11 protein-coding genes are annotated in these 12,289 nt (G+C 61.0%); 5 read left to right on the top strand and 6 right to left on the bottom strand.

All coding sequences use genetic code 11. From position 1 onward, the window contains the following. Positions 1-191: 191 nt before the first annotated feature. The 5 genes from A0257_18465 to A0257_18445 all read right to left on the bottom strand — a co-directional run bounded on the left by A0257_18465 (position 192) and on the right by A0257_18445 (position 4,665). The gene (locus A0257_18465; protein AMR28885.1) at positions 192-500 is read right to left on the bottom strand and encodes a hypothetical protein; all 309 of its coding nucleotides are present in this window, start codon (positions 498-500) and stop codon (positions 192-194) included. A gap of 11 nt (positions 501-511) precedes the next feature. Beyond that, the gene (locus tag A0257_18460) at positions 512-1,420 is read right to left on the bottom strand and encodes a hypothetical protein (GenBank protein AMR28884.1); all 909 of its coding nucleotides are present in this window, start codon (positions 1,418-1,420) and stop codon (positions 512-514) included. 35 nt (positions 1,421-1,455) lie between these two features. Then, on the bottom strand, positions 1,456-2,070 hold the full coding sequence (locus tag A0257_18455) for an invertase (protein AMR28883.1): 615 nt from the start codon (positions 2,068-2,070) through the stop codon (positions 1,456-1,458). Between the two features lie 170 nt (positions 2,071-2,240). After that, positions 2,241-3,473, bottom strand: coding sequence for an isocitrate dehydrogenase (locus A0257_18450; protein AMR28882.1), 1,233 nt, complete (start codon positions 3,471-3,473; stop codon positions 2,241-2,243). 271 nt (positions 3,474-3,744) lie between these two features. Next, positions 3,745-4,665: a cation transporter gene (locus A0257_18445; protein ID AMR28881.1), complete on the bottom strand. Its 921-nt coding sequence runs from the start codon at positions 4,663-4,665 to the stop codon at positions 3,745-3,747. A gap of 93 nt (positions 4,666-4,758) precedes the next feature. On the opposite strand from A0257_18445, the gene A0257_18440 reads away from it, so the two are divergent. Beyond that, positions 4,759-5,790 (top strand): hypothetical protein, encoded by a 1,032-nt coding sequence (locus tag A0257_18440; protein ID AMR28880.1) that lies wholly within the window; start codon positions 4,759-4,761, stop codon positions 5,788-5,790. Positions 5,791-6,074: 284 nt separating this feature from the next. After that, positions 6,075-6,602: a hypothetical protein gene (locus tag A0257_18435; GenBank protein ID AMR28879.1), complete on the top strand. Its 528-nt coding sequence runs from the start codon at positions 6,075-6,077 to the stop codon at positions 6,600-6,602. A gap of 78 nt (positions 6,603-6,680) precedes the next feature. Here the strand turns inward: A0257_18435 and A0257_18430 are convergent, their stop codons facing one another. Continuing rightward, positions 6,681-9,167 carry a glycosyl hydrolase gene (locus A0257_18430; GenBank protein AMR28878.1) on the bottom strand — a complete coding sequence of 829 codons (2,487 nt, stop codon included), beginning with the start codon at positions 9,165-9,167 and terminating at the stop codon, positions 6,681-6,683. Between the two features lie 235 nt (positions 9,168-9,402). On the opposite strand from A0257_18430, the gene A0257_18425 reads away from it, so the two are divergent. The 3 genes from A0257_18425 to A0257_18415 all read left to right on the top strand — a co-directional run bounded on the left by A0257_18425 (position 9,403) and on the right by A0257_18415 (position 12,248). Continuing rightward, positions 9,403-10,752, top strand: coding sequence for a hypothetical protein (locus A0257_18425; GenBank protein ID AMR28877.1), 1,350 nt, complete (start codon positions 9,403-9,405; stop codon positions 10,750-10,752). Positions 10,753-10,763: 11 nt separating this feature from the next. Then, a complete protein-coding gene (locus tag A0257_18420) occupies positions 10,764-11,237 on the top strand; it encodes a hypothetical protein (GenBank protein AMR28876.1) in 474 nt (157 codons plus the stop codon). Positions 11,238-11,504: 267 nt separating this feature from the next. Further along, complete coding sequence (locus tag A0257_18415; protein AMR28875.1) at positions 11,505-12,248, top strand: short-chain dehydrogenase; 744 nt, start codon at positions 11,505-11,507, stop codon at positions 12,246-12,248. Positions 12,249-12,289: the final 41 nt, after the last annotated feature.

Here is a 12,289-nt window from a genome sequence, read left to right as displayed (position 1 = left end):
CCGCTACCCCCAGCAGCCGGCTAATGTCACTGACGGAGATTTTATCAGCCAGCAGCTACTGAATTTCCTCGTCCTTACTGGTGAGCTTCTGGTGCTTTAACTTGCTGCCTTTAGAATGGCCCAGGATTACGCTTGAATGCGAACAAAAAAACCGGCCTTAGACCAGTTCTCACTTTGTAACCAGCTGCGCGCTAGCAGAGCGCGACTGGCTTAAAGTCATCAATATACTGCTTGATGCGCGCCGCGTGAGAAGGCAGGTAATCCACCAGCTTCACCGAGCTGCGCACTGCAGCTAGCCCAAAATCGTCAATTAGCTCGCCAAAGGAAGAATTGAGAAATGAAGTGGACATAGGCGAAGCATCCAGCAGCGAAAGCCGCACTACTGCTGCCTGTGCCACGTAGGGAGCCAGCGCGGCGAAGAGCTTACTGCCTTCGGCGTTGGTAGAGGTCCCGGCCGTGAGGGCAGTAAGAACTAGCGTGGGAGGTGAGGAAGTGAGCATAGCGGAGGAAGTTAAAAACTGAATTCATCGACCTCTGATTCCTCCTCTACGGCGGGGAGGGTAGCGGTATTTAGAGTAACTACGATGAGCGTGCCAGGAAAGAAGCAAGAAGGATTTTTGGTAACTATCTCGCCAGTAGCCAACTGTTCCAGCAGGGCAAAGTTAGAAACAAAAGTCAGTTCACCTTGCATAGAGCGAGTGCTGGTCGCTAGGCTGTCAAGCCCGAAACCCCGGTTGCGAGGTGTAGACTGGGTGGTAACCCTTCGGCGGAGCGCCGCTCGCAGGGCATCGGCATCGGGTAGGCCGCGCCGCCCTTTTGCCTGCCAAAGCCGGTTGATGGAGGCAGGAATGCCCATGCCAAAGTCGCAAACGGCCGTCACCAGTTGCTGGCGCTTTGGGTAATACTGCGTGAAGCAATACCCTTGCACCGGCGACTGGGCATGGTCGCAGATGTTGTTGAACAACTCGGCCAAGCTAGTATGAAGTACGTCCAGATTTTTGTCGGGCAGAAAATTTTGCGCGAAATAGGCTTTAGCTTGGTGGGCGTAGGCATCAATCATTTGGCCATCTACCTGCCACAGACACAAATTGGTATCGAGCTGATTAGGGGTATAGCGCCGCCGGTCAAAACCGGACTGCCAATAGTCGAAAAAACGGATGCGCGCTAAGTAGTCATGGGCTTCGTTTTCGCTCAAACTCATGCTTACTTCAATGCCCCGCAGTTGGTAAAAATCAACCAGACAAGCCAAAGCTACCAAGTGGCCGGGGGCCAGAAAAGCGCAGTGGGCGACATCTACCAACAGCGAAGTTGGCAGCTCAGCCGCCCAAAGCGCGTTGTACGCCTCTGTGAGCGCGGGCACGAATTCCAGGTACTGCGGGGTATCGGCCGAAGCCAGTTGAAGGAGGTAGGGCCGGGGCAAGGGGGTATAACTAAAAGCGGATGATTCCAACAAAGTTAGCCAACTGCTTTGGCAGCAGGTGCGGCCAGATGATTTTCGATGTGCGCTGCCACCGTGAGCCGATGCACTCCCAGCAGCCGGCCGATGCCGCTGACGGAAATTTTCTTATCCAGCAGCCGCTGAATTTCCTCGTCCTTGCCGGTGAGCTTCTTGCGCTTCGACTTGCTGCCTTTGGGGCGGCCAAGGATTACACCCTCGGCTTTTTTGCGGGCCAGGGCTTCTTTGGTGCGTTGCGAAATGAGGTTGCGCTCAATCTCGGCGGAGAGGCCGAAGGCGAAGGCCAGGATTTTAGCATTGATGTTGTTGCCCAACTCGTAGCCTTCCTTGGTAGTGAACACCTGGATGTCGCGCTCCATGCACTGGTTGAGGATGCTCATTATCTGCATCAGGTTGCGGCCCACGCGGGAGAGCTCGGTAACCAGCAGCACGTCGCCGCGTCGCATCTGGGCCAGCAGGCCGCTTAGCTTGCGGTGTTCCAGCTTCTTAAGGGCGCTGATGGTTTCCTCGGTCCAGGCATCAATCTGGCGCTGTGCGGCGAAGCGATTTAGCTCGAAACGTTGGTTTTCGTTGGTCTGCTTGTCGGTACTTACTCGGATGTAGGCGAAAATCATGCGGCGGAAATACGCCAAAATTAAGCCTTTCGGGATTTTTTAGTTATCGTTGGGGTAGTACTTATTCAGCCATTGTTTACCCCATCATTACTCATCTTACCTGACATAAAACTGAAAAGCCTCCGTTGCGCAGGGCAACGAAGGCTTTTAGTAGTGCGAAGCTAACGGGCTTACTTACTCAGCTTTTTCTTCAAATTCTCATCCAGCGCCTCCAAAAATTCCTCCGTATAGAGGTAGTCGCGGCCGTGCTGCACCTTGTTGCCGTGAATGCACACGGCGAGGTCCTTGGTCATTTTGCCGCTTTCCACGGTTTCGATGCACACGGCTTCGAGGGCTTTGCAGAAGTCGATGAGTTCCTGGTTCTTATCCAGAATGCCCCGAAATTCGAGGCCGCGCGTCCAGGCGAAGATGCTGGCGATGGGGTTGGTGCTAGTGGGCTTGCCGTTCTGGTGGTCGCGGTAGTGGCGCGTCACGGTGCCGTGGGCGGCTTCGGCCTCCATCGTGCCGCCGTCGGGCGTCACCAGCACGGAGGTCATCAGGCCGAGCGAGCCGAAGCCCTGGGCCACGGTGTCGCTCTGCACGTCGCCGTCGTAGTTTTTGCAGGCCCACACGAAGTTGCCGTGCCACTTCAGGGCCGAGGCCACCATGTCGTCGATGAGGCGGTGCTCGTAGGTGATGCCAGCGGCCTTGAATTTCTCCGTGTAGTCCTGCTCGTAAATCTCCTGGAAAATATCCTTGAAGCGGCCATCGTACTTCTTGAGAATCGTGTTCTTAGTGCTCAGGTACAGCGGCCAGCCTTTCATCAGGGCCTGGTTGAAGCAGGCGTGCGCGAAGCCGCGAATCGACTCGTCGGTGTTGTACATGGCCAGCGCCACGCCGTCACTTTTGAAGTTGAATACCTCAAACGACTGGGTTTCGCCGCCGTCTTCGGGCTGGAAAGTGATGGTGAGCTTACCCTTGCCCTTGGTCAGGAAGTCGGTGGCGCGGTACTGGTCGCCGAAGGCGTGGCGGCCAATACAAATCGGGGCCGTCCAGTTGGGCACCAGGCGCGGCACGTTGCGCATCACAATCGGCTCGCGGAACACGGTGCCATCCAGAATATTGCGGATGGTGCCGTTGGGCGACTTCCACATCTGCTTGAGACCGAACTCCTTCACGCGCTCCTCGTCGGGGGTGATGGTGGCGCACTTGATGCCCACGCCGTATTGCTTGATGGCGTTGGCCGAGTCGATGGTTACCTGGTCGTTGGTTTCGTCGCGGTGCTCGATACCCAGGTCATAGTACTTGATGTCGAGTTCCAGATAAGGCAGAATGAGCTTGTCTTTGATAAATTTCCAGATGATGCGCGTCATCTCGTCGCCGTCGAGCTCTACTACGGGGTTCGCTACGTTGATTTTGGTCATGTCTGCGGTGGGCTTTTGGAAGGTTTTGCTACCTGGCCGCAAAGAGCGCGGCCAGGCCGGCACGCCCGCCCCGAGCTGGGGCGGGCATTGCCGGGGACAATAGTAAGCACAGCTTTCTGCCCGGCCCTAACCGGGAGTGTTCGCAATCGTTTGCGCTCCTTTTCACAGCCACTAATTTATTGGCCGCGCTTCGAGCGAACCGGCCATTGGCCGAAATCTCCGCGCCACCGCTAAGCTCAGCCCCCTACCCCCCTCCATTTCCGCGAAGCGCCTATGCGGCCCCGCCCAGTGCCGCGGGCTGAATAAACACGTGCTGCACGTCGGGGTAGGCGGCCTTGATGGCGTCGCAGAGCTGCGCCACTACTTCAGTGAGCTGGGCGGCGGGCAGGTCGGGCACGAACTCGACGGGCAGCACCACCAGTATCTCGTGCGGGCTGAGGTAGGACGAGAGCGGCGGCGCGGTGCGCACAATCATTTTTTCGGCGCAGGCCAGGTCCGTCACGTGCCGGAGCAGGGCATCTTCGGCGGGCTCGCCCAGCAGCAGGCTCTTGGTTTCGCGCAGCAGCAGCACGGCCACTACCAGCAGCAGCACCCCAATGAGCAGCGACGCTACCCCATCCAGCACGGGCATATTCAGCCAATGACTCAGGAAAACGCCCAAAAAGGCGATGAGCAGGCCTAGCAGGTCGGACGCATCCTCGAAGAGCACGACGAAAATCGACGGGTCCTTGCTGGCACGGAAAGCGGCCCAGAACGGCTGCTGGCCCCGCTGCGCGTTGAAGGCGCGCCGCGCCACCAGAAACGAGCTGCCATCCAGGCAAAAGGCCGCGGCCAGCACCACGTAGTTCCAGGTGGGGCTGCCCAGCGGCGCGGGGTGGCGCAGGTGCTCGTAGCCCTCGTAGAGCGATAGCCCGCCGCCGATGGTGAAGATGAACACCGCCACCATGAAGGCCCAGAAATACAGCTCGCGCCCGTAGCCAAACGGCCGCCGCACGCTGGCCGGCCGCCGGCTGGCGCGCAGCCCCAGCAGCAGCAGCCACTCGTTGGCCGTGTCCACGAGCGAGTGAATGCCCTCCGAGAGCATCGCCGACGAGCCCGTGAACCACGCCGCCACAAACTTGATAACGGCAATGCCCAGGTTGGCCGCCAGCGCGGCGATAATGGCGGTTTTGGATTCGGGTTGGTCGGGCACGGAGGGGTAGGGATTGGAAAAGAACGCTGGTATTCTATTACGTTTTGGCCACCCCGGCAGGTTAATATTGCGCAGAATCGTTGCCCCTGCCCCATGCGTCATCTCCGCCTTCTTTTCCTGTGCCTGCTGGGCCTGAGCGGGCCGCTCACGCTCGTTGCCGGCCCGCCCAAGCCGCGCCCCATCAACCCGCACGCCACGCCCGAGGCGCGCCGGCTGCTGACGTACCTATACCGCCTGCGCGGCAAGCATACCTTGTCGGGAATGCACAACGTGCTGGGGCGCATGTCGGTAAATACGGATGAGGTACATCGCCTCACGGGCGAGTACCCGGCCATTTGGGGCGGCGACTTTGGCTTTGCCGACTCGACCCACGACATCGACAACATCAAGTACCGGCCGCTGCTGGTGGCCGAAATAGCGAAGCAGCACCAGCGCGGGGCCATTATCGTGCTCAGCTACCACCAGGCCAACCCGGCGCTGGGCGAGCCTACCCCCTTCCAGGGCGGCATTATCAGCCAGCTCACCGATGCGCAGTGGCGGGAGCTGCTCACGCCGGGCACGCCGCTCTACCAGAAGTGGGCGGCCCAGATGGACCGGCTGGCCGGCTACTTGCAGCAGTTGCAAGCGGCTAAGATTCCCATCATTTTCCGGCCCTACCACGAGATGAACGGCGGCTGGTTCTGGTGGGGCGGCCGGCCAGGGCCGCGCGGCGCGGCCGCGCTCTGGAATCAGCTCTACACGTATTACACTGAGCATCACCACCTAAACAACATTCTCTGGGCCTGGACGCCCGACAAACCCACACCGGGCGTCGAAACGTTCTTCCCCGGCCGCGACAAAGTGGATTTGCTGGGCACGGACATCTACCCGCGCAAAGACAGCGCCGCCGCAGTGTATCCGCAGCGCTGGTACGCGGCCATGCAGCGGCTGGCCGCCGGCAAGCCGCTGGGCTTGTCCGAACACAGCGTGCTCCCTACCCCCACCCAGCTGGCGCAGCAGCCCTACGTCTGGTTTATGTCGTGGGGCGAAATGTTGTTCAAGAACAACAGCGAGGCCGAAATCAAGCGCACGTATGCTGACCCGCGCGTGCTGAGTGCCGGGGACGTGGCAAAGGAGCTTCCCTGAGCCGTCGGCGCGGCCGAGAGGGGCGGGCCGCGCAAGTCGGGGCCGGTCGGCAATGACTAATCCGGTTGGGCGGTAGTCAGGTGCTACGGGCAGCTTCAGCTGGCCCGAACAAAATATCCTGGCGTCCTATTTTTTTCTCTCAACTGTTTCTCTTATTGATTCTTACGAGTTAGCCGTACTGTTTTTTAAAGTCCGTTACCCACAACTATTGGGTTGGCAAATAGTAGCCCAGCTAGGTGCTTTGTAGTTGCAAAGGCATATTTAACACCTCGCTTGTCATTATTATGAATAAACTATTTTTCTCAAGCATCTTACTGTTCGTAGTAGCCTGCCGCAAAGAAGACCTTACCCCCGCGGGTCCCAACACTTTTTCTTGCCAGATTGAGGGAAGATTTTTCACCCCTTATATCGCACCTGTCCTCTTTATTACTCCTCCCAAAGCACTAGAGTCTGGCCACTACAATCGAAAGGGTGGCTTGGCAATCCAGGCAAGAACCAGCTATGATGAGCTAACAATTTTACTCCTAAATGCTCGTACCCCTGGCACTTACCAGCTTGGCAAGGAAACGCCCTATTGGAAGCCCTCGGGTAATTACGCCACCTATACCAGTACTCCGCCCGCGCCCGCCAGTGGGCCGCTTTTACCCAGGTCTTACTACTATACTGATAGCGCAGCCGTGGGTACTGTCAGCATAACCCGCTATGACACAGTGGCGCACGTGGCCGCTGGAACCTTCAGCTACACTACCCGCGAGGCCACAACAGGCAAGCTGATACACATTACCAACGGGCACTTCGATGTGACGCTCTGAGACTTTCGAGCCACAAAATAGAGAAAGGCACCCCAACTCATGTTAGGGTGCCTTCCTTTATTTTAGCTTCAACTAGTTCTACGCCGGCTCCTCCGCTACCGGCGCTTCCAGCTCAATCCTCAACTCCCCAAACCCTACCCCTACTACCACGGCCGGCGCGGCCACGGTGGTTTCGGTGGCGGGGTATACACCGAGCGTTAGCGTCTCCGCATCGACTACGGCCGTGGTGGGGGGAGTACGCAGGCCGTGCAACACCACGCGGTAGGTGGTGTAGGCGGGCTGGTAGTCGCCCTCGACGTGCTGGGTGAGGATGAGCCCGGCCGCCGCGCCCGCCACCGTGAAGCGCCGGGTAGTTTGGTGACCTTGCTGGTAGCCGTAGCCCTCGCCGCCGTCGTCGTAGAGCACGCTTTCGGCGCTGCCGTTTTTGTAGTATACGTGCAGGGTGAGCTGCTCCACGGGCTTTTCACCCACGTATTGCAGCACCGGCTGCATGGGCACCACCGCACCAGCCCGCACGAAGAGCGGGATGCGGGTGAGGTCGGCCGAGGCCCAGGTTTCGGCCCCGCCCGACTTAAATTCGTCGGTCCAGTAGTAGTACCAGTCGCCGCGGGGCAGGTACATCCAGCGGCCATCCACGCCGGCCTGCGTGATGGGGCACACCAGCAGGTTGTCGCCAAGCGCAAACTCGGCCATGCGCAGGTAGGTCTGCGGGTCGTCCTGGTCAAGGAAGGGCAGCGGGCGCAGCATGGGCGTGCCGTGGGTGCTATACTGCCAGAACGTGGTGTACATGTAGGGCAGCAGCATGTAGCGCAGTTCGATGAAGTGCCGCGCCAAGCTGGTGTAGGGTTCGCCGAAGCTCCAGGGCTCCTGGTCGCCGTGGTCGCCGCTGCTGTGGGTGCGAAAAAACGGGTGGAAGGCCCCGAGCGCAATCCAGCGCGAATACAGCTCGCCGTCGGGCGTGTCGATGAAGCCGCCGATGTCGGAGCCAATAAAGCTGAAACCGCTGATGCTCAGGCGCTGGCTCTGGATATTGGCCAGCCACAGGTGCTCCCAGCTGGCGATGTTGTCGCCGGTCCAGCCCGACGAATAGCGCTGGCCGCCCGCGTAGGTGCTGCGCGTGATGGTAAACGGCCGGTTGGGGTAGCTGAAGCGCTTGACGCCCTCGTTGGTAGCGCGGGCCATCTGCATGCCATAGATATTGTGCGCCTTGCGGTGCGAGCCGGGCTGGCCGTCGTAGCCAAAACGCACGTCGTCGGGGAAGGTGCCTTTCTCAAACACGGCGGGCTCATTCATGTCGTTCCACACGCCCTTCACGCCAATGTCCTTTACCAGGCCCTCAAACAGGCCGGCCCACCACTCGCGCACCTCGGGGCGGGTGTAGTCGGGGAAATTGCACTGGCCGGGCCACACCGAGCCCTTCATAAGCGGGCCATCGGCGCGGCGGCAGAAGTAGTCGTTCTTGATACCCTCCTGGTACACCGGGTACTCGGGGTCAATCTTGATGCCGGGGTCGATAATGACCACCGTTTTGAAGCCGTCGGCGGCCAGCTCGGCCACCAGGCGCTTGGGCTCGGGGAAGTGCTGCGGGTGCCAGGTAAAGCAGCGGTAGCCGTCCATGTAGTCGATGTCGAGGTATATCGCATCGCACGGAATGCGGCGCTCACGCAGGCCCTGGGCAATGGCCTGCACGTTGCTCGCCGGGAAGTAGCTCCACTTGCACTGGTGGTAGCCCAGCGTCCAGAGGGGGGGTAGGGGCGGCGGGCAGGTGAGGCGGGTATATTCTTCGGTGACTTCGAGCAGGGTAGGGCCGTAGATAAAATAATAATTCATCTCGCCGCCCTCGGCCCAGAAGCTGGTGACGTCGGCCCGCTCGGCCGCAAAATCGAAAAACGCCTTGAACGTATTATCGAAGAAAATGCCATGCGCGATGCGCTGGTGCAGCACGTGAAAGAACGGAATGTTCTTATACAGCGGGTCCGAGCCCTTGGTGTAGCCGTAAGTGTCGGAGCCCCAGTTCAGGAAGCGCTGGCCGCGCAGGTTCATGTTGGCGGGCTTGTCGCCGAGGCCGTAGTAGCACACGCCGCTGGGCACCTGGTGGCTCATCTTCACGATGTCGTTGCCGGTTTCGTAGTCGTGGTGCCAGTGAAAGCCTTTTTCGTCGTCGCTCAGGATGTTGCCCGAGCGGTCGAGCACGCGGGTGCGCAGCGCATCCTTCCACACAATGCAGATGAGGCGAGCCGTGGTGAGGCGGTAGTGGTCGCTCTTCTCCTTGAATTCCAGGAAGGTAGGCACCGCCGGGCGCGTGGTGTGCTCGGTGGCCGGGTCGGGCACGGCGTAGCTAAAATCGGGCTCACTAGCGCTTTCGGGCGTAAGATAGCGAAAGCGCAGAATCTTGTCCGAAAGCACGTGCAGCAGCAGGCGCGAGCCGTTTTCGGTGGTAAAGGTGAAGAGATGGTCGTCGGTTTGCTCGGCCTGCCGCACGGGGCCGGGCAGGTGTTCCTGGTGGGCCTGGGCCGCCAGGTCGTTGACCATGTAGTTGTTATCCTGAGCAGAATTGGTAACCATATAAACTAAACAGCGAGAAGCAGCGAAAGAAAATCCAGTGGAGCAGGTAAAAAACCACCGGCCGGAGCCGGTTAGCATGGCTTTAAGCCCGCAAGTTACGTTTTAGATGAGGACCCTGGCGCAAACGAAATGCCGAAAACGCGGGCTCAATACCGTAGGTTACGATTATTTTTTATAGCCTCAACAGTTGAGCGGGGGGTAGTCATCCCGTTATTCGCAAAGTTAATTTTTGCCAATGTCTTTGCCTGCCGCCGATTCTGCTCCTTCTATTGCCGTGCTCGTGCTGGCCTGGGATGAAACTACACCGGCCGTGCGCGCCCTGGTCGAGGCCACGCAGGCCCCCGACCCTGCGGTTGAGTCTATTCTAGTGATGGTGCCGCAGGCTGCCCACCCCGATGTGCTGAGCGCGGAAGAATACCTGCCGCTTGCCCCCGTTTTTACCCCCGCCCCTACCCCCACCCCGCCGCCCGACGAGGTGCCGTCCAGCGAGCCAAGCGCCCTACCCCCAGCCATGCCTGCCGTGCCCGAGCCAGCCGCCAAGGCCCCGGCCGGGAGCGAAGCTCATGCAGCAGCCAAGGAAGGAGCGCTTGCGGCCCCGGCCTCCCTGGCCTGGTCGGCAGTGCGGGTGCTGCGGTTGGGCAATTTGAGCTTAGCTGGGTTGAGCCAGCGCGCCGGCCAGCCCCTACCCTCCCCCATCTGGCCGGGCACCGCTGCCGCGCCCGCCGCGCCCTACCAGGGGGCAACTGTTGCCCCACCAGCCAATTCGGCTTCGTTGCTAGTGTTGTCTGGGGTAGGGTCGGTGCCTGTTGGGGAAGCTCAAACCGATAGCCTGGCCCAGGCTGCGGGGCCGTTGGTTGTCCCTACCCCCTCTGCTCTGTATGAATCTGCTGAGTCGCTGACCCAGGGGGCCGACCTGGAAGCCAACCTGCTGCCCGGCAAAGCCGAAGAGCTGGCCCATTTTGAGCTGGCCACGGCGGAAGTACCCGCTTTATTAGCCAGCTTTGAAGATGCCGCCGCTGTGGCAGACGACTTTAGCGCGCCTCGGGCAAATTGGGCCGGGGCGCTGGCAGCTTTGCAACAGCCCGAACCGGCCGCCCCCGTAGTCCCTACCCCCCCGCCGACCGGCCACGCGGCCGGGGCCGGCCTGCCGACGCGCCCGGTGGCCCCGCGGTATGAGGTCCCCGATTTGAATTTCAGAATTATTCAATACGCCCGTTTCGCGGTGCCGGTGGCACTGGCCGAAGCGCCCTACGCCGCTATTTATGCGCCGGCCTGGCCCACCTGGCTGGCCGCCCAAGAGCTGCGCCAGCGCACGGGCTGGCCGCTGGTGCTGCACGTGACTACCCTGGCCGCCGGGGCCGATGAATCGCTCGACACGGCCACGGGCTGGATGGCCGACTTGCAGCGCCAGGCCCTGCGCCGGGCCGACGTGGTGCTGGCCGAAACCCCGGCCCTGACCCAGCGCCTACGCCACGAGCTCGACCTGCCCGCCGCCACCGTGCACACCGTGCCCGCCGCCGATGCCACGGCCATTGCCCAGGCGCTGCACGCGGCCCGGCCGCGCCCGGCCGCCAACCTGAGTTAATTTTGCGAGCGATGACAGAATTTGAACAGGAATTTGACGCGGTGCTGGAAGCTGACCCGCACACGGGCGACGTATTTGTAGTAGTGCCCTTTTCGGTAGCCGACGTGTACGGCACCCCGGAGGAGCTGCTCGTGCGAACGACCATTGAGGGCTTTCCCTACCAGGGCGAGCTGCTACCCCTCGGCGATGGCTACCACGGCCTGAGCATTCCGCGCGAGGTGCGCCGCGCCGTGGGCAAAACCCTGGGCGACGTGTTGCGCGTGCAGCTCAGCCACGACCTGAGCGAGCGCGTGATAACCTTGCCCGAGGACCTGACCGCCGGCCTGGCCGAAGATGAGGCCGCCTTCAAGTTCTTCAAAAGCCTGACCAAGCTTGAGCAGCGCTCCTACGTGCGCTACCTCAAAGGCGCCAAAAACCCCGCCGCCCGCGCCAAGCGCCTCACCGAAACGGTGTACCGCCTCAGCGTCGGCCGCAAGCGGGAGTAGTCATACGCTTGGGTTTGCTGGGGATGAAGCTTGTGAATGCTGGATTTTTTAGCCCGCAGAGGGCGCGGAGGCTTGCGTAGAGGGCGCAGAAGCAGGCAGTGCCAGGCTGGTAGCTTAGCTTCTAAACCGGGCGGCGCGCCAGGTTCTGAAACCTTCACCATTCAGGAGGCGCAGAGCGGGCCGACCTTTGCCCTACCCCCGCACCCGTTGGTGCTGGGCCGCGCCGCTTGCGGCCCAGGGGCGCTACTACTCCTTTTTCTTTCAATTGTGAATCTTACCCAGCAAACTATTCTGCTTACCGGCGCTGGCTCGGGCATCGGCCTGGCCCTGGCCGAACGCCTGCACGCGGCGGGCAACACCGTGCTTATTTGTGGCCGCGATGCCGCCAAGCTGCAAGCCGCCGCCGAGCGCCTGCCCGGCCTGCGTACGCTGGTCTGCGACGTGGCGCAGGCCGCCGAGCGCCAGCGCCTGGTGGAGTGGGCCACCGCCGAGTGCCCCGAGGTGAACGTGCTGCTCAACAACGCGGGCATTCAGCGGACGGTGGACGTGGTGGAAACCAGCGAAAGCTGGGCCGACACGGCCGCCGAAATCGCTATCAATCTGGAGGCTCCCATTCACTTAGCGCTGCTGTTGATTGGCTACTGGCACGCGCGGCGGGCGGCCGCCCCGGTTATCATCAACGTGTCGTCGGGCCTGGGTTTTGTGCCGCTGGCGCGGGTGCCCGTGTATAGCGCCACCAAGGCGGCGCTGCATTCCTTCACGCAGTCACTGCGCCAGCAACTAGCCGGCTCTCCGGCCCAGGTTATCGAGATTATTCCGCCGGCCGTGCACACCGAATTGGGCGGCACCGACCATTCGCACGGCGTGCCCCTGGCCGAATACGCCGATGATGTAATGTGGCAGCTAGCGGCGGGCCACCTGGAAATCGCCTACGGGTTCTCGGCCAAAGCTAGCCAGGCTTCCCGGCCCGAACTGGATGCGCTGTTTCAGCAGCTGAATAGCGCTCAATAAAGGGGCAGCACGTTTGCCGCGCCAAAGGTGCCCGGCATTTT

The sequence above is a fragment of the Hymenobacter psoromatis genome, assembly GCA_001596155.1.
GTDB lineage: Bacteria > Bacteroidota > Bacteroidia > Cytophagales > Hymenobacteraceae > Hymenobacter.
The sequence above is the reverse complement of the archived record's forward strand: the minus strand, read 5'-3'. Positions and strand labels throughout refer to the sequence as shown.